This is a genomic window from Streptomyces sp. NPDC096176 (assembly GCF_044763255.1).
In the GTDB taxonomy this organism is placed as follows: domain Bacteria; phylum Actinomycetota; class Actinomycetes; order Streptomycetales; family Streptomycetaceae; genus Streptomyces.
The window spans coordinates 45,026-63,797 of sequence record NZ_JBIWFV010000006.1 but is presented as its reverse complement, the minus strand read 5'-3'; the positions used below and the strand labels follow the sequence as shown (position 1 = coordinate 63,797).

General features: G+C 71.5%; 19 protein-coding genes. 9 read left to right on the top strand and 10 right to left on the bottom strand.

Features of this window, described 5'->3' with window-relative positions; translation table 11 throughout:
* The first annotated feature begins 147 nt into the window (after positions 1-147).
* Positions 148-1,905: an NAD+ synthase gene (locus ACIQ7Q_RS17950; RefSeq protein ID WP_403862347.1), complete on the top strand. Its 1,758-nt coding sequence runs from the start codon at positions 148-150 to the stop codon at positions 1,903-1,905.
* Here the strand turns inward: ACIQ7Q_RS17950 and ACIQ7Q_RS17945 are convergent.
* Positions 1,874-3,109 carry an MFS transporter gene (locus ACIQ7Q_RS17945; protein WP_403862344.1) on the bottom strand — a complete coding sequence of 412 codons (1,236 nt, stop codon included), beginning with the start codon at positions 3,107-3,109 and terminating at the stop codon, positions 1,874-1,876. The two genes, ACIQ7Q_RS17950 and ACIQ7Q_RS17945, sit on opposite strands and share 32 nt — an antisense overlap.
* Positions 3,110-3,292: 183 nt before the next feature.
* Entirely contained in the window at positions 3,293-4,243 is a 951-nt protein-coding gene (locus ACIQ7Q_RS17940; RefSeq protein ID WP_403863556.1) for an endonuclease/exonuclease/phosphatase family protein, read from the bottom strand.
* 474 nt (positions 4,244-4,717) lie between these two features.
* Here ACIQ7Q_RS17940 and panB point away from each other — a divergent pair, with 474 nt between their 5' ends.
* The 3 genes from panB (at position 4,718) to ACIQ7Q_RS17925 (ending at position 7,173) form a co-directional block, all read left to right on the top strand.
* Complete coding sequence (panB, locus tag ACIQ7Q_RS17935; RefSeq protein WP_403862341.1) at positions 4,718-5,578, top strand: 3-methyl-2-oxobutanoate hydroxymethyltransferase; 861 nt, start codon at positions 4,718-4,720, stop codon at positions 5,576-5,578.
* Between the two features lie 126 nt (positions 5,579-5,704).
* The gene (locus ACIQ7Q_RS17930; protein ID WP_403862338.1) at positions 5,705-6,067 is read left to right on the top strand and encodes a cupin domain-containing protein; all 363 of its coding nucleotides are present in this window, start codon (positions 5,705-5,707) and stop codon (positions 6,065-6,067) included.
* Positions 6,068-6,372: 305 nt separating this feature from the next.
* Positions 6,373-7,173, top strand: a complete 801-nt coding sequence (locus ACIQ7Q_RS17925) for a site-2 protease family protein (RefSeq protein ID WP_403862335.1) — start codon at positions 6,373-6,375, stop codon at positions 7,171-7,173.
* A 32-nt stretch (positions 7,174-7,205) separates the two neighbouring features.
* On the opposite strand, the gene ACIQ7Q_RS17920 is transcribed toward ACIQ7Q_RS17925, so the two are convergent.
* Together ACIQ7Q_RS17920 and npdG are read right to left on the bottom strand one after the other, a co-directional pair.
* Entirely contained in the window at positions 7,206-7,391 is a 186-nt protein-coding gene (locus ACIQ7Q_RS17920; protein ID WP_403862332.1) for a hypothetical protein, read from the bottom strand.
* Positions 7,392-7,464: 73 nt separating this feature from the next.
* Positions 7,465-8,184, bottom strand: coding sequence for an NADPH-dependent F420 reductase (gene npdG, locus ACIQ7Q_RS17915; RefSeq protein WP_403862329.1), 720 nt, complete (start codon positions 8,182-8,184; stop codon positions 7,465-7,467).
* A 95-nt stretch (positions 8,185-8,279) separates the two neighbouring features.
* Between npdG and ACIQ7Q_RS17910 the strand changes: the two genes are divergently transcribed.
* Entirely contained in the window at positions 8,280-8,900 is a 621-nt protein-coding gene (locus ACIQ7Q_RS17910) for a hypothetical protein (protein ID WP_403862326.1), read from the top strand.
* A 43-nt stretch (positions 8,901-8,943) separates the two neighbouring features.
* Complete coding sequence (locus ACIQ7Q_RS17905) at positions 8,944-10,215, top strand: MFS transporter (protein WP_403862323.1); 1,272 nt, start codon at positions 8,944-8,946, stop codon at positions 10,213-10,215.
* A 322-nt stretch (positions 10,216-10,537) separates the two neighbouring features.
* Here the strand turns inward: ACIQ7Q_RS17905 and ACIQ7Q_RS17900 are convergent, their stop codons facing one another.
* Positions 10,538-10,765, bottom strand: coding sequence for a hypothetical protein (locus tag ACIQ7Q_RS17900; RefSeq protein ID WP_403862320.1), 228 nt, complete (start codon positions 10,763-10,765; stop codon positions 10,538-10,540).
* A gap of 58 nt (positions 10,766-10,823) precedes the next feature.
* Between ACIQ7Q_RS17900 and map the strand changes: the two genes are divergently transcribed.
* A complete protein-coding gene (gene map / locus ACIQ7Q_RS17895; protein WP_403862317.1) occupies positions 10,824-11,681 on the top strand; it encodes a type I methionyl aminopeptidase in 858 nt (285 codons plus the stop codon).
* 130 nt (positions 11,682-11,811) lie between these two features.
* A complete protein-coding gene (locus ACIQ7Q_RS17890) occupies positions 11,812-12,474 on the top strand; it encodes a heme oxygenase (biliverdin-producing) (RefSeq protein WP_403862314.1) in 663 nt (220 codons plus the stop codon).
* Here ACIQ7Q_RS17890 and ACIQ7Q_RS17885 read toward each other — a convergent pair.
* Positions 12,464-13,243: a PhzF family phenazine biosynthesis protein gene (locus tag ACIQ7Q_RS17885; protein ID WP_403862311.1), complete on the bottom strand. Its 780-nt coding sequence runs from the start codon at positions 13,241-13,243 to the stop codon at positions 12,464-12,466. The two genes, ACIQ7Q_RS17890 and ACIQ7Q_RS17885, sit on opposite strands and share 11 nt — an antisense overlap.
* A 230-nt stretch (positions 13,244-13,473) precedes the next feature.
* Between ACIQ7Q_RS17885 and ACIQ7Q_RS17880 the strand changes: the two genes are divergently transcribed.
* Positions 13,474-14,469: a hypothetical protein gene (locus ACIQ7Q_RS17880; protein WP_403862308.1), complete on the top strand. Its 996-nt coding sequence runs from the start codon at positions 13,474-13,476 to the stop codon at positions 14,467-14,469.
* Between the two features lie 297 nt (positions 14,470-14,766).
* On the opposite strand, the gene ACIQ7Q_RS17875 is transcribed toward ACIQ7Q_RS17880, so the two are convergent.
* The 4 genes from ACIQ7Q_RS17875 to ACIQ7Q_RS17860 all read right to left on the bottom strand — a co-directional run bounded on the left by ACIQ7Q_RS17875 (position 14,767) and on the right by ACIQ7Q_RS17860 (position 18,716).
* Complete coding sequence (locus tag ACIQ7Q_RS17875) at positions 14,767-15,525, bottom strand: bifunctional DNA primase/polymerase (protein WP_403862305.1); 759 nt, start codon at positions 15,523-15,525, stop codon at positions 14,767-14,769.
* Between the two features lie 127 nt (positions 15,526-15,652).
* Positions 15,653-16,270: a TetR/AcrR family transcriptional regulator gene (locus ACIQ7Q_RS17870; RefSeq protein WP_403862302.1), complete on the bottom strand. Its 618-nt coding sequence runs from the start codon at positions 16,268-16,270 to the stop codon at positions 15,653-15,655.
* A 68-nt stretch (positions 16,271-16,338) separates the two neighbouring features.
* Positions 16,339-17,334 carry a small ribosomal subunit Rsm22 family protein gene (locus ACIQ7Q_RS17865; protein WP_403862299.1) on the bottom strand — a complete coding sequence of 332 codons (996 nt, stop codon included), beginning with the start codon at positions 17,332-17,334 and terminating at the stop codon, positions 16,339-16,341.
* 35 nt (positions 17,335-17,369) lie between these two features.
* A complete protein-coding gene (locus tag ACIQ7Q_RS17860) occupies positions 17,370-18,716 on the bottom strand; it encodes a Bcr/CflA family multidrug efflux MFS transporter (protein ID WP_403862296.1) in 1,347 nt (448 codons plus the stop codon).
* Between the last annotated feature and the right edge of the window lie 56 nt (positions 18,717-18,772).

Here is an 18,772-nt window from a genome sequence, read left to right as displayed (position 1 = left end):
CGAGAGCCCCGCGCGGAGCGCGGTACGGGGTCGGGGGCTTGCCCGCCACGCGGCGGAGCCGCATATCGATACGGCGGGAAGGGGCGGGGTGGGGAAGAGCGAACCCCCAGCAGGACATCGCGTCAGAAAGACGATTACACTGACCCCGTGCCTCAACTACGCCTCGCTCTGAATCAGATCGACTCGACCGTCGGCGACCTCACCGGCAACGCCGAGGCGATCGTGCACTGGACCCGGCACGCCGCTGAGCAGGGGGCGCACCTTGTCGCGTTTCCCGAGATGGTGCTGACCGGATACCCCGTGGAGGACCTCGCCCTACGGTCGTCCTTCGTCGAAGCGTCCCGCTCCGCGCTGCGCGCGCTCGCCGGGCGGCTCGAGACCGAGGGGTTCGGAGAACTGCCGGTGATCGTCGGTTATCTGGACCGCTCGGAGACCGCTCAGCCGAAGTACGGCCAGCCCGCCGGCGCCCCGCGCAACGCCGCCGCCGTGCTGCACCGGGGTGATGTGGTGCTGACCTTCGCCAAGCACCACCTCCCGAACTACGGCGTCTTCGACGAGTTCCGTTACTTCGTGCCGGGCGACAGCATGCCCGTGATCCGGGTCCACGGCATCGACGTCGCGCTCGCGATCTGCGAGGACCTCTGGCAGGACGGCGGTCGCGTCCCGGCCGCCCGCAGCGCGAAGGCCGGGCTGCTGATCTCGGTCAACGCCTCCCCGTACGAGCGGGAGAAGGACGACACCCGCCTCGAGCTGGTGCGCAAACGCGCCCAGGAGGCGGGCTGCACCACGGCGTATCTCGCGATGATCGGCGGGCAGGACGACCTCGTCTTCGACGGCGACTCGATCGTCGTCGGCGCGGACGGCGAAGTCATCGCCCGTGCACCGCAGTTCGCGGAGGGCAGCGTCGTGCTCGACCTGGATCTGCCCGCGGCCGCGGCCGACGCGCCCACCGGCGTCGTCGACGACGGGCTGCGCATCGACCGGGTGGTGCTGTCAAAGGAGCCGCTGCCCGAGTACGAGGCGGAGCTCACCGGCGGTTACGCGGACCGGCTCGACGACGACGAGGAGGTGTACTCGGCTCTGGTCGTCGGCCTGCGCGCGTACGCCGCCAAGAACGGTTTCCGGTCCGTCCTCATCGGCCTGTCCGGCGGCATCGACTCCGCCCTCGTCGCCGCCATCGCCTGCGACGCCCTCGGCGCGCAGAACGTGTACGGCGTCTCCATGCCGTCCAAGTACAGCTCAGAGCACTCCAAGGGCGACGCCGCCGAGCTGGCCCGCCGGACGGGGCTCAACTTCCGCACCGTGTCGATCGAGCCGATGTTCGACGCGTACATGGGCTCGCTGGGACTCACCGGGCTCGCCGAGGAGAACCTCCAGTCGCGGCTGCGCGGCACGATGCTGATGGCGCTCTCCAACCAGGAGGGCCACATCGTGCTCGCGCCGGGCAACAAGTCCGAGCTGGCTGTGGGCTATTCGACCCTGTACGGCGACTCGGTCGGCGCGTACGGTCCGATCAAGGACGTCTACAAGACGACGGTTTTCAGGCTCGCCCAGTGGCGCAACCGCGCCGCGGAGGAGCGCGGTCAGACTCCGCCGATCCCGGAGGCGTCGATCACCAAACCGCCGAGCGCCGAGCTGCGGCCCGGCCAGGTGGACACCGACTCGCTGCCGGACTACGACGTGCTGGACCGGATCCTGGAGTTGTACGTCGACCGCGACCAGGGCAAGGACGCGATCGTCGCGGCAGGCTTCGACGAGGCGCTGGTGATGAAGACGCTGCGGATGGTGGACACGGCGGAGTACAAGCGGCGCCAGTACCCGCCGGGCACCAAGATCTCCGCGAAGGGGTTCGGCAAGGACCGGCGGCTGCCGATCACGAACCACTGGCGCGAGACGACGGCCTGACCCGCTCCGGAGTACGGGGGCTTCCCGCGGCGACGACGCGGGAGGCCGCCCCCTTCGCCGTACGGTCCCGGTCCAGCAGTCCGGCCGTCGCCGCGACGGCCAGACCCACCACGGCGAGGACCGCGCCCACGAACGCCGGGGACGTCCAGCCCCAGCCCGCCGCGATGGCAATGCCGCCGAGCCAGGCGCCGCCGGCGTTGGCGAGGTTGAAGGCCGAGTGGTTGGAGGCGGAAGCGAGGGTCGGCGCGTCCTGGGCCTTGCGCATCACCAGCATCTGCAGCGGCGTGGTGGTCATGAAGCCGACCGCGCCGAGGACGGCGACGGTGGTCAGGGCCAGCCACGGGATGTGGACCGTGAACGGGAAGGCCACCAGGACGAGCGCGAGCGCTGCGAGCGAGCCGTAGAGCGTGGGCCGCAGGGCCCGGTCCGTGAGGGGGCCGGCGGCCAGCGCGCCGAGCGTCATGCCGATGCCGAACAGGGCGAGAACCAGGGTGACGGACGACTCGCCGAGGCCGATCGCCTCGGTCGTCATCGACGCGAGGTAGGAGTACACGGCGAACACGCCGGCGAAGCCGAAGACGGCGGTCAGCAGGCCCAGCAGCACCTGCTTGTTCCCCAGCGCCCGCAGTTCGCGACCGACGCTCTGGTGGGCGTCGAGCGGGGTGTCGGGGACGAGTCGGGCGAGGGCGGCCATCGCGACGAGCCCGATGCCGGTGACCACCAGGAACGTCGCGCGCCAGCCGAGGTGCTGCCCGAGCGCGGTCGCTGCGGGGACGCCGACGATGTTGGCGACGGTGAGGCCGAGGAACATGGTGGCGACCGCGCGGGCCTGGCGGTCCTCCCGTACGAGACGCGCCGCGACGACGGCGCCGACGCCGAAGAACGCGCCGTGCGGCAGCCCGGCGAGCACCCGTCCCGCAACGAGCGTCGCGAAGCCCGGAGCGAGGGCGGAGGCGAGGTTGCCGACGGTGAACAGCGCCATCAGGAGCAGCAGCATCCGCTTGCGCGGGACACGGGAGCCCAGGGCGGTGAGCAGGGGGGCGCCGATGACGACGCCGATCGCGTAGGCGGAGACGAGGTGGCCCGCGGTCGGGACGGAGGTGCCGAGGTCGTCGGCGACGTTGGGCAGGAGGCCCATCATGACGAATTCGGTGGTTCCGATGCCGAAGGCGGACACGGCGAGGGCGAGTAGCGCCAAGGGCATGTGGGGTGAGCCTTTCCGAGTAAGTTCGTTCTCGGAACAAATGCTCTCAGACGTTTTGTTCCCGCCGATGAACGACGAGTTGCGCCGAGGTTCCCCACCCCGCCCCTTCCCCCGACGACCGCGCGAAGCGCGGTACGGGGTGCGGGACTTGCCCCGGTTCGGGAAGGGACGGGGTGGGGAACGTCACAGCTTGACGCGCGCCGCGATCGGCAGGTGATCGCTGTCCGTCCGCGGCAGCGTCCACGACGAGACCGGCTCGACGCCCCGCACCAGGATCTGGTCGATCCGCGCCATCGGGAACGACGCCGGCCAGCTGAAGCCGAAACCGTCCCCCGCCGCCCCCTGCGTCGAGCGCATCTGGGACGTGATCGCGTTGAGCGAGCGGTCGTTCATCGTGCCGTTGAGGTCGCCGAGCAGCACGACCCGGTCGGTGCGCTCCCGGGCGATCGCCTCCCCCAGGGCGTCGGCACTGTCGTCGCGCTGGTTGGCCGTGAAACCCGCTTCGAGCTTCACACGCACGGACGGCAGGTGCGCCACGTGCACCGCGACGCTCCCGTCCGGCGTCTCGACCGTGGCACGCATGGCCCGGGTCCAGCCCATCTTGATGTCCACGGGAGCGGTGTCGGTCAACGGGTACTTGCTCCACAGCCCGACCGTGCCCTCGACTGCGTGGTACCGGTACGTACCGGCCAGCGCCTGCTCGTATGTCGCGACCTGCCCGCCCGGCAGTTCCTGCAGCGCCAGGACGTCCGCTCCGGACGCGGCGACCTCCTTCGCGGTGCCCACCGGGTCCGGATTGTCCGCGTTCACGTTGTGCGTGGCGACCGTCAGCTCGCCGTCCGCCGCCGCGGCCTTGCCGGTCAGCAGCCCGCCGAAGAGGTTGAGCCAGACGATCAGCGGCAGCAGTACGGCGATCATCGCCGTGGCGGAGCGCCGCAGCACCGCCGCCACGGCGATGATCGGGACGAAGACGCCGAACCACGGCAGGAACGTCTCTGTCAGGCTGCCGAGGTTGCCCAGCCGGTTGGGGATCTGTGCGTGCAGGATCATCAGCAGGGCGATGAGTACGGCGAAGATCGCGAGGAGGACGCCGCGCCGCCAGATGCCGCGGTCACCGCGCAGGCGCTCGAGCAGGCCCCCCGCCCTCCCGGCTCCGGACCCGGTGTGCCGCGTCCGCGCTGCGTCGTTCCCCGTTTCCGCCGTGTACGCCTGCGCCATAAAGCTGTCCTCACTGCCTTGCTGTCACACCGGCCTCGCCGCCGTCCTTAGGACACTAGGCGATGACCGGTGGTAGCTCCGCCGTCCTGAGACGGCCGTACTGCCTCGATGACGACGGGGCGGCGCACCGGGTTCCGACTGTCGGGCCAGGTGAGGACGCTGTGACAGAACGGGCACACTCGGCGCGCCGCGGACCGGCCGGTTCCTCGGCCGCGGACCGCCACCACCGGCGTGTTGCAACCGGGCGGACGCACGCCCGCGCGCCGGTGCCCGGCCGGGCCGGAGGTTGTGACGGGGTCCTCTTTCGCCCGGGCGGCATGAAGTGCCACCATGGAGGCGATCCGGGGACGCCGTCAGGGCGCCACGAGATGACGAAGGAGCCGACTACTCATGACGCTTCAGCCTGCCCAGAAGACCTCCGACAGCAGCAAGGCGCTGTACGGCGGCAAGCAGACGCGCCGTATCACCGTGCACGACATCGCCGCCGCCAAGGAGCGCGGCGAGAAGTGGCCCATGCTCACCGCCTACGACGCGATGACCGCGTCCGTCTTCGACGAGGCAGGCATCCCCGTCGTGCTGGTGGGCGACTCCATGGGCAACTGTCACCTCGGCTACGAGACCACCGTGCCCGTCACCATGGACGAGATGACGCTGCTGTCCGCCGCTGTCGTACGAGGCACCAAGCGCGCCCTCGTCGTCGGCGACCTCCCCTTCGGTGCCTACCAGGAGGGCCCGGTCCAGGCCCTGCGCAACGCCACCCGACTGGTCAAGGAAGCGGGCGTCGGCGCGGTCAAGCTGGAGGGCGGCGAGCGTTCACTCGGCCAGACCGAGCTGCTCGTACAGGCCGGCATCCCGGTGATGTCGCATCTGGGCCTGACCCCGCAGTCCGTGAACACCATGGGCTACCGGGTGCAGGGCCGCAGCGACGAGGCCGCCCACCGGCTGATCCGCGACGCCAAGGCCGCCCAGGACGCGGGCGCCTTCGCGGTCGTGCTGGAGCTGGTGCCCGCGGAGCTCGCCGCCGAGGTCACCCGGTCCCTGCACATCCCGACCATCGGCATCGGCGCGGGCCCCGACACCGACGCGCAGGTCCTCGTGTGGACCGATATGGCGGGCCTGACGGGCGGCAAGGTGCCGCGCTTCACCAAGCAGTACGCCAACCTCCGGCAGACCCTCACGGACGCGGCGAAGGCATTCGCCGACGACGTCGCGGGCGGGGCGTTCCCCGCCGAGGAGCACAGCTTCCACTGAGCCACTTCCGGCACCAACGACAGCCCGCCGATCTTCCCCCGTCGGCGGGCTGTCGGCGTGGCGGGCGGCGTAGTGTGAGAAATGGCCTCGGGAACACAGCAGTGGACCGCCAGGAGGCGGAAAGTCATGGCCGGAATCGTGAGCAGGACCTTCGACTCGGCTGATGAAACCCGTGCGTTCAAGGACGGGAAGGGGAAGCTCGATCTCCTGAACACGGAGCAGGGGCCGGTCGGCCGGGCCGTGTTCGAACCGGGCTGGCGATGGTCGACGCACGTCAAGCCCATCGCGGGGACGGACAGCTGCATGGCGGCACATGTCGGTTATGTCGTCAGCGGCCGGATGACCATCGCCATGGACGACGGCGAGACGGTCGACGTGGAACAGGGTCAGTTCATCAGCATCGCGCCGGGCCACGACGCGTACGTGGTCGGCGACCAGCCGTGCGTGATGCTCGACTGGTACGGATTCGGCGACTACGCGAAGTCCTGACCTGTCGGCACAACGGGCCGCCGACTCGGCCTCGGCGGCCCGTTGCCGACGGTTCGAATCGATCAACTCGTATTGCAGCGCGGCCAGTTGAGGACGGGGGTCGGCAGGCGCGTCCACGCCGCCTTCCTCGTACGGCAGCCAGTGCGGCTCATGCCCCGGCGCCCGTGTCGGCGCCGCTCGGGCGGGGCAGGAGCAGGAACCGGGAACGGCCCCAGGACGTTCCCCGCGTGTCACCGGTACGGTCTACTCCGCACCCCCCGCACGTCCCGCCGCACGTCCCCCGCCGCACGTCAGGAGCCGCGTCCATGACCACCGCTGCCAGGCGCCACAGCGACCGCGCCATCAGTCCCGTCTTCCTCGGGATCGCCGCGGTGATGGCGGTGACGGGCTGGGCGGTGTGGACGGGCTTCGCGGCCAGCCCCGGTCTCGCCGTCTTCCTCTTCGTCGTCTCCGGGTGGATCGTGTCGCTCTGCCTGCACGAGTACGCGCACGCCCGCACCGCGCTGCACGGCGGTGACATCTCCATCGGCGCCAAGGGCTACTTGACGCTGAATCCGCTGAAGTACACGCACGCGCTGCTGAGCATCGTGCTGCCGGTCGTCTTCGTGATCCTGGGCGGAATCGGCCTGCCGGGCGGCGCGGTCTTCATCGAGCGCAACCGCATCTCGGGCCGCTGGAAGCACAGCATGATCTCGGCGGCGGGCCCGCTGACGAACGTGCTGTTCGCCGCCGTGTGCACCGCCCCGTTCTGGCTGGGCGCGCTGGACGGCGTGCCGACCGCTTTCCGTTTCGCGCTCGCGTTCCTCGCGATGCTCCAGGTCACGGCCGCGATCCTGAACTTCCTGCCGGTCCCCGGCCTGGACGGCTACGGCGTGATCGAGCCCTGGCTGTCGTACAAGGTGCGACGCCAGGTGGAGCCGATCGCACCGTTCGGACTGATCATCGTCTTCGTGATCCTCTTCATCCCCGAGGTCAACGCCGTCTTCTTCGACGCGATCTACGGGATCATGGGGGCGCTCGGGGTGGACGAGCTCGGCATCTTCTGCGGACGTGACCTGTTCGAGTTCTGGAACGGACAGACCGACATCTGCGCCGCGTCGGGCTGATCCGGCGGCGGCCCGCTCCGCCGTCGCCCGCGTCAGGCTGATCCGGCGGCGGCCCGCTCCGCCTTCGCCCGGCGCCGGTAGTACCAGGCCATGTTCGACGACAGCCCGCCGAGCAGCACCCACACGATCCCGAACCACATGCCCTGCACGAAGGAGAGCACCGCCGCGACCACGGCGAGGACGCAGACGGCGAGGGAGTAGAGAGCGAGGCGGGGCATGGGTTACGGCTCCTGTCGGGTCCTGCCGGGGGGCTTTCTGACCCGTCCAGTGTCCCTCATGCCCCGGCGCGTCCTACACGTCGGTGACGCGCAGCCCGGCGTGTGCCTTGTAGCGGCGGTTGACCGAGATCAGGTTGGCGACCAGTGACTCCACCTGGTGCGCGTTGCGCAGCCGGCCGGAGAACACTCCGCGCATACCGGGGATCCGGGCGGCCAGGGCCTGCACGATGTCGGTGTCCGCGCGGGCCTCGCCCAGCACCATCACGTCGGTGTCGATCTCCTCGATCGACTCGTCCTGGAGCAGCACGGCCGACAGATGGTGGAACGCCGCCGTCACCCGCGAGTCGGGCAGCAGGGCGGCGGCCTGCTCCGCGGCGCTGCCCTCCTCCGGCTTGAGCGCGTACGCGCCCTTCTTGTCGAAGCCCAGCGGATTGACGCAGTCGACGACCAGCTTGCCGACGAGCTCCTTCTGCAGCGTCTCCAGCGTCTTGGCGTGCCCGTCCCACGGCACCGCCACGATCACGATGTCGCTGCGCCGCGCGCACTCGGCGTTGTCGGCGCCCTCGATGCCGAGGCCCAGTTCCTCGGCCGCGGCTTCGGCGCGCTCCACGGAACGGGAACCGATGATCACCTTCTGGCCGGCCCTGGCCAGCCGGTAGGCGAGGCCGCGCCCCTGGTCCCCGGTGCCGCCGAGAACGCCGACGACCAGCCCGGAGACGTCCGGAAGTTCCCAGGGGTCCTTGGCCGGGGCCTTGGGCGCGTTCCCTGAACTGTCAGTACCAGTAGTAGTCATGAGGCGACCCTACTTCGGGACCCGGGCCTCCCGATCGGGTGAGCCGGGACCGACCGGGCCCCACGCCGGCGGGCTCGGGTGCAGGATGCTGCGCCATGGATGCCGTACGCGTCGCGCTGCTGCGCGAAGTCCTCGCCGGGACCCAGTGGCCCGCGGCGACCCGGAGGTTCGCCGGCGTGCTGCGCTCTTCCGTGGTGCCGCGGGGCGGCGGGCTGCTGCTGGTGGGGACCGAGGCGTACGAGCCGTGGCACCTGGCCGCGCATCTCGTCGACGAGGCCACCTGGTCCGGCCAGCCCGAGCTGGCGCCGACCCTCGTACGGCACCGGGTGCGCACCGCCGACCCGGCGCATCTGGCCGTCGGACTCGGCAGACTCGAGGCGGCAGGACGCGGGGAGACGCTGCTGGTCGTGGCGCCCGAGTCGCCGGGCGAGGCCCTGCTCGAGCGGCTGCACGACGCCCGGCGGGCGGGTGCGACGGTGCTGTCGCTGGACGGCGGGGACCCCGAGGTGCACGGGCTGGCCCACGAGGCGCTGACCGTACCGGGTCAAGACCATGCCGAGAGGGCCTCGGAGATCGACATCGACACCGTGCAGCACCTGGTGAGCGCGGCGGCGGGCGAGAACAGCGTGCCCACACCGCGCGGACGCTCGCGGCTGCGGGACCGGCTGTCGCGGCTGGCGGACCAGCTGACGTCCCCGCCACCGGCACGCTGGTAATTCGGTTGCCCGAGGCTCCGGGGCCGCTCGAGCATGGGCTTCCGTGACCTCCAAGCTCTCCGCCGTCCTGCCGGACCTCTCACCGTGGCGGTCGTCGCGCGGCTTCCGGCTCCTGTGGGTCCAGGGGCTGGTCACCTACTTCGCGAGCTCGATGGCGATGATCGCCCTGCCGCTCCAGATCAAGGACCTGACCGGCTCCCCGCTCGCGGTGGGCGCGATGGGCGCGGTGGAACTGGTCCCGCTGGTCGTCTTCGGCCTCTACGGAGGCGTGCTCGCCGACGCCGTCGACCGCCGCAGGCTGATCCTCGGCACCGAGGTGGGCCTCGGTCTGCTGGCGACGATCCTGCTGGTGAACGCGGCGCTGCCGGAGCCGATGCTGTGGCCGCTGTACGGCGTGGCCGCGGGCGTCTCCGCCTGCGCGGGCCTCCAGCGGCCCGCCCTCGACTCCCTGCTGGCCCGCATCGTGCCGCACGACCAGCTCACCGCCGCGGCCGCGCTGAACGCCATCCGCTGGCAGCTCGGAGCGATCGCCGGCCCGGCGGTGGCGGGCGTCGTCGTCGCGTACACCGGGCACGCTGCCGCGTACGGGCTCACCGTCGTCGGTTTTGCCGTCTCCGCCCTCCTGTGCCTGCGCCTCGACCCGGCGCCACCGGCCCACGACGCCGACAAGCCGTCCCTGCGGGGCATCGTGGAAGGCGCGCGCTACGCGTGGTCACGGCCGGTGCTGCTGGGGACGTACGCGATCGACCTGGCCGCGATGCTGTTCGCCTTCCCCAACACGATCTTCCCGTTCCTGGCGGACGACCTGGACGCCGAGTGGTCCCTGGGCCTGATGTACGCGGCGGGTTCGGCCGGCTCGGTGCTGCTGAGCCTGACGAGCGGCTGGACGTCACGGGTACGGCGACACGGCCTGTTCGTCGTGTTCGGCGCGGCGGGCTGGGGGCTGGCCGTCGCGGCGGCGGGCTGGTTCACGCATGTGTGGCTGGTGCTGCTGTGCCTGGCCGTCGCGGGCGCGGGAGACATGCTGAGCGGCCTCGGCCGCTCGACGATCTGGAACCAGACGATCCCCGAGGGCCTCCGGGGCCGCCTGGCGGGCATCGAGGTCCTCTCGTACAGCGTCGGCCCGCAACTGGGCCAGGTCCGCGCGGGCGCGATGGCGGGCTGGACGGGGACGCGCCCGGCGATATGGGGCGGAGGTGTGGCGTGCGTGCTGTCGGTGGGGGTGCTGGCGGCGGTGCTGCCGAAGCTGGTGACGTACGACGCGGCAACGGACGAGGACGCGGTGGCGCGGCGGGCCGCGCGGGAGGCGGCGTGACGCGAGGGCGGGCAGCGCCGGTGGCCGCTGCGCGGGGCTGGTTCCCCCACCCCGCCCCTTCCTTCTGCACCGATGTGCGGCTCCGCCGTGTGGCGGGCAAGCCCCGGACCCGTACCGCGCTCCGCGCGGTGTGCTCGAACTCCTTCTACGGCCTGGCGGCCGTGGGAGGTACCCCGGACGGGCTGGATGACGCTCCGCGAAATCAGCCCCGCCGGCGCTTGAGGCGCAGAGGCCCGGGGCCGCGCCCCGACCGGGCGGGGCGGGTGCCGGCGCCGCTCCCACGCCCGCCGGCGGCGCGAGGGCAGAGCCCCGGCCCCGGGCGCTAGTCGTCAGTGGGGCGGGGCGCCCCGTCGTGCCAACGGGGGTCCGTCTCCCACTCCAGATTCCGCTCCTGCGCCGTCTCCATCGCCCGCGTCGCCTCCTCGCGGGACGCGTAAGGCCCGAAGCGGTCCTTGGCCGGGCACTCCGGCCCCTCCTCGACCTTCTTGTGCTGCAGGCAGTAGTACCACTCGCCCGGCTTGCCCGCCGTGCGCTTCTTGAACAGGGCCATGGTCGGCTCCTTCCTCTCAGGCCATGCTGCCCCAGCAGGCCTGGTTAGACTCGCTGCCATGTCTGGCCAGTCGCTGCTCGTACCAGGGGAGCTCTCTCCCACCCGCTCCGTTCCCGGCAATATCCGGCGCCCCGAGTATGTCGGGAAACCAGCGCCGACCCCGTACTCAGGGCCCGAGGTCCAGGACTCGGAGACCATCGAGCGGATGCGCATCGCGGGGCGCATCGCCGCGCAGGCGATGGAGGAGGCCGCCAAACACATCGCCCCGGGTGTCACGACGGACGAACTGGACCGTGTCGCGCACGAGTTCATGTGCGACCACGGCGCCTACCCGTCGACGCTCGGCTACCGCGGGTTCCCCAAGTCCTTGTGCGCCTCGATCAACGAGGTGATCTGCCATGGAATCCCCGACTCCACCGTCCTGCGGGACGGCGACATCGTGAACCTGGACGTCACCGCGTACATCAACGGCGTGCACGGCGACAACAACGCCACCTACTTCTGCGGTGACGTCGACGAGGAGTCCCGGCTGCTGGTCGAGCGCACCCGGGAGGCGCTGAACCGTGCGATCAAGGCGGTCAAGCCGGGTCGCCAGGTCAACGTCATCGGCCGGGTCATCGAGTCGTACGCCAAGCGCTTCGGTTATGGGGTCGTCCGCGACTTCACCGGGCACGGCATCAATTCGTCGTTCCATTCCGGACTGATCATCCCGCATTACGACGCCGCGCACGCCACCACCGTCATCCAGCCGGGGATGACCTTCACCATCGAGCCGATGCTCACGCTCGGGACGTACGAGTACGACATGTGGGACGACGGCTGGACGGTCGTGACGAAGGACGGCAAGCGCACGGCGCAGTTCGAGCACACACTGGCGGTGACCGCGACGGGGACCGAAATTCTCACGTTGCCCTGAGCCCCCGGGTGGGTACCGTTTTACCGACAGGTCGTCGGGAACGCGTTGACTTGGGCAAGCCTGAGCAGCAGGATCGGTGGTGGCAACAGCACCGAGCGCTCCCGTCCTCTCCGGTCTCTGGAGGCCCGCCTTGGATGCAACCGGTACGCCCTTCTCGACACTGATCCGTCTCGCCTCGCACGAGCGGCACACCACGGTGCAGATGTCGCCCTTCATGGACCATCTGCTCGGCGGCCGGCTGGGCGTCGAGGCGTACGCCCGCTACAGCGAGGAGCTGTGGTTCGTGTACCGGGCGCTGGAGGACGCGGCCGGGTCGCTGGGCGACGATCCGGTCGCCGGTCCGTTCATCAGGCCCGAGCTGATGCGCACCGCGGAGCTGGAGCGCGACCTCGTGCACCTTCGGGGCGCGGACAGCCGGCCGGAGGATCGTGTGCCGCTGCCGGCCACGGCCGCGTATGCCGCCCGGATCAAGGAGTGCGCGCGGACCTGGCCCGCCGGGTATGTGGCACACCACTACACGCGTTATCTCGGCGACCTGTCCGGCGGCCAGGTGCTGCGCGACATGGCGGAGAAGACGTGGGGCTTCGACCGCAAGGGCGACGGCGTCCGGTTCTACGTCTTCGAGCAGATCCCCAACCCGGCCGCGTTCAAGCGGACTTACCGCGAGCTTCTGGACCATGTGGAGGCCGACGATCTGGAGAAGCAGCGCATGGTCGAGGAGTGCCGGCTCGCCTTCGACTACAACGTCGCCATCCTGCGGGCGCTGGAGCGGGAGTTCCCCCTCAGCGCGTGAGGCCGGGCGCGGTCACGGCGTGGGGCAGACGGGTCCGCTCGCCGCGCGGGAGAGTCATCCGCGGGGCCGGGGGCGCGGCCGTGAGCGCGGGAGCGGGCGTCGCGAGCCGTACGCGACCGCCGATCTCGACGATGCCGTCAGGGCCGGGGGCGGTCAGAATCTGCGACCCCTGGCCCTGGGTGATGTTCAGGGCGCGGCCCAGCCGGTCGGTCAGCAGCAGCGCCGCCGCGCCTGTCGCCTCGTCCTCGACGATGCCGTCGCCGCGCCGCGGGAAGGCCCTGGCCCGCACCCGGCCCGCCGCCTCGTCCTGCCACGCCCACGCGTACAGCAGGCCCTCCCCGGGCGGCGGCGCGGGCAGCGCGTCGACCTCCCCGGGTGACGCGTACTGCTCGAGCCGCCGCGGCGGCGCCCATTCGGCGCGGGCGGTGATCCAGGTGAACTCGCCGTCGTGGCGCGCCCACACCTCCCCGGCGGGCGGATTGACCGCCTCGAGGTCCAGCAGCCAGGCAGTGCCGACGAGCGGGTGTCCGGCGAAGGGCAGTCGCACCGAGGGGGTGTAGATCTCGACGACGCCGCGTTCCGGGTCGTCGACGAACACCGTCTCGCTGTAGCCGAGTTCGGCGGCGAGCGCCTGCCGGGACTCCCGGTCCGGGTAGCGACGGGGGTCGCGTACGACCCCGAGGGCGTTGCCGTGCCGCCCGTCTCCGCCACAGAAGACGTTCAGGACGTCGAGTACGCCGTGTACGCCGAGCGCGTCGAGTTCGTTCACGCAGGCATTCAAGCATCCCGGCTCGGGAACGGGCGGTTTCCCGGCGGCGGACCGCGAGGACGGCCGCACCGGAACGCCGCCCGCCTGCCCGAAACGACCTTCACGAACCCCCGTTCCGCGCCACCGCGAGATCACGGTGTGGGCGTTGTATCCGGTCCCCGCGCTCGGCCTGTTGCGGGCCCCGGTAGGGTTCGGACGGTCCATGGGGGTCGAGGAGCAGAAGGCAACCGATGAGAAGGCTGGGTCGGGCGGCGACGGGGCTCGCGGCGACGGCGGTACTGTCCCTGACGGCGAGCGCGTGCGTGACGGTGCACGGGGAGCGGGAAGTCGTCCCGGCGGCGACGCAGGACGAGGCCGCGAAAGCACTCGCGGCGTTCACGGACGCCTACAACAAGGCCGACAAGGCCTACGATCCCGCGCTCGACGCGGCTCATGTCACCGGCGCCCTGGGGGCGATCAACCAGGCCGGCCTCAAGGCCCGGCAGGTCAACTTCCCGGACGGCAACCCCAACCATGTGCCGCTGGAACTGACGGACCCGAAGTTCACGATCCCCAAGAAGGCGGGCTGGCCGCGCTGGTTCGTGGCGGACACCGACTCCAACCGCGACCGGGACGGTGGCGCGGGCGACAACCGGTGGGTGCTCGTCTTCGTGCGCAACGGCGCCAAGGAGGGGTGGCGGGCCGCGTATCTGAACATCCTGACCCCCCGGCAGATACCGGCCTTCAAGACGGACAAGGACGGATACGCGGAGCCGGTCGCCCTGGACAGCGCGGCGCCGGCGGTCGCCCCGCGGAACCTGAGCGAGGAATACACCTCGTACCTGCAGAACGGCAAGCCGGAGCACTTCAAGGCCGGTCCGCACACCTCCGTGTGGCGCGACAACCGCAAGAAGAGCGCGAACGTGCTCGGCATGACGACCCAGTACATCGACCAGCCCCTGGACACGGGCGACTACGCGCCGCTGGGCCTGGCCACGAAGGACGGCGGGTCACTTGTCTTCTTCTCGATGCGCAACTTCGAGCGCCAGACGGCCGCGAAGGGTGTCCGGCTGAAGGTCGTACCGGACGTCAAGGCGCTGCTGACAGGCGAGGTGAAGTCCACGATCACCAAGGAGCGGGTCTCCAACCAGGCGGTGATCGTCCCCCGGGGCAACGGCGGCGAGCCCGGCCCGGTGGTGGAGGTCCTGGGCCGCCTCACGGGGCTGACCGCGGCGAAGGGGTCGTAACCGCCCGGGGCGGCAGGCGCCGGGGAGTGGCCCAGGGGCGGCAGGCGCCCGGGGGTGGCAATGCTCCGGGGGCGTGCCCGGGGTCCCGACAGCCCAAGGGCCGCCCCGGGGCATGACCGCTCAGAGGTCGTGAACGCCCCGGGTCCCGACAGCCCGAGGGCCGTGAACTCCGGGTCATGACCGCTCGGGCGTCGTGAACGTCCCGGGGACATGAACGCCCCGGGGACATGAACGCCCCGGCCGTAAGAGCCCCGGGGTCGCAACGGCCCGGGGCTCGTAACCGGCCCCGGCGGTGCGTCAGCGGCCGAGGGGCCAGGCCGCGGCGTGGTGGTCCACGTGCTCGTTCTCGCCCGCGTACCGCGCGCACGCGTCCGTCAGCGTCTCCAGCAGCGTCAGCGGGTCCGGCAGTGGATGCTCGAGGCCGCGGAGCCAGGCGACGTTCAGGTCGCCGTCACCGGGGAGACGGGCCGGGGGCACCAGGACATAGCTGCCGCGGCAGTGCCAGCGCAGGCCGGGGTGCTCGTCCATCGTCTCCGGGTGGCAGTCCAGTTCGCAGGGCCACCACTCGTCCTCGTCCTCGGGCGTGCCGCGGGTGGCGGTGAAGAAGAGCATCCGGTCCTCGCCGGACTCGGCCACCGGGCCGACGTCGATGCCCCGCTCGAGCAGCCGGGCGAGCGCCTTGCGGCCGGCGTCCAGGGGCACGTCGAGCACGTCGTGGACCATGCCCGTGGCGGTGATGAAGTTCGCCTCCGGCTGGCCCTGCGCCCAGCGCTGGATCTGCGCCATGTCCGTGGTGGACTGCGTCTGCCAGGCGAAGGAGATCGGGTGGGTGGCCGGCGTCGGACATCCGATGCGCTCACAGGAGCAGCGGTAGCCGATCGGATGGGCGGCGGGCGCGAGCGGCAGTCCCGCGTCGGCGGCGGCCAGGAGCAGGGTCTCGCGCTGCGAGTCGTCCGCGTCGGTGTCCCGGGGGCGGCGACGCAGCCACTGCGCCAGCCTGCGCTCCTTGGAAGGCCTGCCCTCCGTGCCGCGGAAGCGGCCGATACCGTCGCCCATCTATCCCCTCACACCTCACGCTCGCCCCACGCGGACACCCCATGGTCCCACCATCCTGCTCCCCGGGTGGCCACAGTCTCCAACCGGGGTGGCTCCCGGCGCCTTCCCGGCGGCCCGGGGGCAAGGCTCAGCCGCGCGGGGCGAGGCCGTTCACGGCGTAGTCCACGACCTTGTCGGCGTACTCATGGGTGAGCGGCAGAGTGCGCAGCAGCCAGCGGTGCGCGAGCGGTCCGGTGAACAGCTCCAGGGCGATGCGCAGGTCGATCCCGGCGCGCACCTGCCCGGCCTCCTGGGCGGCGCGCAACCGCGTGACGTACAGCTGGAGCTGTGGCTCGAGAAGCCTTTCGACGAACTGGGCGCCGGCTTCGGCGTTGACCACGCCCTCGGCGGCGAGCGCGCGCGCGGGGGCGTCGTAGACGGGGGTGTTCATCTCGTCGACGGTGGCGCGCAGCACGACGCGGAGGTCGGCTTCGAGGTCGCCGGTGTCGGGGAGCACGTACCCGTCGGGGCCGGCGGCCTCGGCCGCCTGTTCCGCCATGTCGAGGAAGGCCTCCAGCAGCACGGCGCCCTTGGAGGGCCACCAGCGGTAGATGGTCTGCTTGCCCACTCCGGCGCGGGCGGCGATGCCCTCGATGGTCGTCTTCGCGTAGCCGATCTCGCCGACGAGGCCGAGGGCGGCGTCGTAGATCGCGCGGCGGGATCGTTCGCTGCGCCGGGAAGAGTCGGGAGCCTTCGTCTCGGACATGACGGCAATCTACCACCCGACGAGACGCGTCGTCTCGCCTGCCGTTCGACGGCAGATCCGAGAGTCCGTCAGCCAGTCGGCCAGGCGTCGCCCCACGCAGCGTCGCGGGCCTCCTTGTAGAGCGCCCCGTGCCGCTTGGTCACCGTGTCCCGGCGCAGCCCTTCCCCCTCGGTGCAGAGGTCGAGCAGCACCAGGCCCTTGCGGATCTGGGGCTTGCGGGTCACGCGGGCGCCGGCCGGTTCCACCGGGAAGCGGGTCGCGGCGACGTAACTGAACTTCTCGTCCTCGTACGGCAGCGAGCCGCCCTTGATCTGCCGGTGCAGGGAGGAACGGGAGACGCGGGCGGCGAAGTGGCACCAGTCGGATCCGGGCTCGATCGGGCATGCGGCGCTGTGCGGGCAGGGGGCGGCGACGCGCAGTCCGGCGGCGATCAGAGCGTCACGGGCCTCGATGATGCGCTCGTAACCGTCCGGGGTGCCGGGCTCGACGACGACAACGGCCTGGGCGGCGCGGGCGGCCTCGGCGACGACCGCGGCGCGGTCGCCGGGGGTGAGCTCCTTGAGGACGTAGGAGACGGTCACGAGATCGGTGCTCTCGATTCGGAGCGCCGCACTGATCCGTGAACGCTGCCAGGTGGCGGCGCGGAGGGAGGGCACGCGGGAGGCGACGGCCAGTTCCCGGCCGAGCGCGAGCGCGGGCTCGGCCCAGTCCAGCACGGTCGTGCTCGGCGCCTCTTCGTCCCACGCGTCGGCGACCGCCCAGCTCGCCGCGCCCGTGCCGCCGCCGATGTCGGTGTGCGTGCCGGGTGTCCAGTCCGGTGCGGCGGCCCGCAGCTCCGCGAGGGCTGCCCGCACCGCCTCGAACGTCGCCGGCATCCGGTACGCGGCGTATGCGGCGACGTCCGACCGGTCCCGCAGAACGGGGGCGTCGGTGGGGGTGGTGCCCCGGTAGTTGGCGATCAGCCGCTCGACGGCCTGTGCGGCCTGGGTGGGCGGCAGCCCGTCCAGCAGCCCGGCGAGGGCGCTGCGCAGGGTTTCGGCGGCGGGGGCGGCGACGGCGTTCACCGGGAGAGTCTACGCGGGGCCACTCCCCCACAGCCTCAGACCGCCTCCGGCCTCCCGCGCCACGGCCTGCACAGCAGCACGAAGCACGCCACCGCCCCCGTCGCACACGCCATCTGGACCACGGCCATCGGCACCGCCGTCCCTTCGCCCGCGATCCCCACGAGCGGCGACGCGATCGCGCCGATGAGGAACGACGACGTGCCGATCAGTGCCGACGCCGACCCCGCGGCGTGCGGCGTACGCATCAGGGCCAGGGCGTTCGTGTTGGGCATGGCAAGGCCCATCGCCGACATCAGTACGAACAGACCCGCCGCGACCGGGACCAGTCCCACCTCGCCGAAGACTCCGGACGTCAGCAGCAGCAGCGCCGTCGCCGCGAGGGCGATCACCGCCAGGCCGAGGCCGAGCGCCTTGTCGAGGCTGACCCGCCCGACGAGCAGTTTGCCGTTGATCTGGCCGACGGCGATCAGGCCGACCGAGTTCAGTCCGAAGAGCAGGCTGAAGGTCTGCGGCGAGGCTCCGTAGATCTCCTGCACCACAAAGGGCGACGCCGAGATGTACGCGAACAGCGCGGCGAAGGCGAGCCCGCCGGTGAGCACGTAGCCGGTGAAGACCCGGTCCGCCAGCAGTCCGCGCATGGTGCGCAGCGCCTCGACGACTCCACCGCTGTGTCGTTTCTCCACGGGCAGGGTCTCGCCGAGCCACTTCACCACCACGAGCGTGAGCAGCACGCCGACGCCGGTGAGCACGACGAAGATGCCGCGCCAGTCGGTGATCCGCAGCACTTGGCCGCCGATGAGCGGGGCGATGATGGGCGCGACGCCGGAGATCAGCATCAGGGTGGAGAAGAACCTGGCCATCTCCACGCCGTCGTAGAGGTCGCGCACCATGGCGCGGGCGATGACGATGCCGGCCGCTCCGGCGAGGCCCTGCAGCAGGCGGAAGGCGATGAGCATGTCGACGGTCGGGGCGAAGGCGCAGATCGCGGTGGCGACCACGTACACGAGCATGCCGACGAGCAGCGGCCTGCGGCGTCCCCACTTGTCGCTCATCGGGCCGACGACAAGCTGTCCGAGGGCCATGCCGGCAAGGCATGCGGTGAGGGTGAGCTGGACGGTCGCGGCGGGTGCGTGCAGCGAGTCGGTGACGGCGGGCAGCGCCGGGAGGTACATGTCCATGGACAGCGGCGGCAGCGCGGTGAGGCCACCGAGGACCAGGGTGACGACGAGTCCGGCACGGCGGGCGGCGGCGACGCCCACCGCCACCGGGCCCACCGGAGCCGACGGCTCAGGAGGGGCAGGAGGCGCAGCAGGGGGCGAGGGGTCGGATACCGGTCCGGCGTCGGATATGTGTCCTTGTGTGGTCTGGCCGCTCTCCGGCATCAACAGCTCCTCATCCTCTTGTCACACCAATGCTCTCAGCTCCTCCGAATTGATCG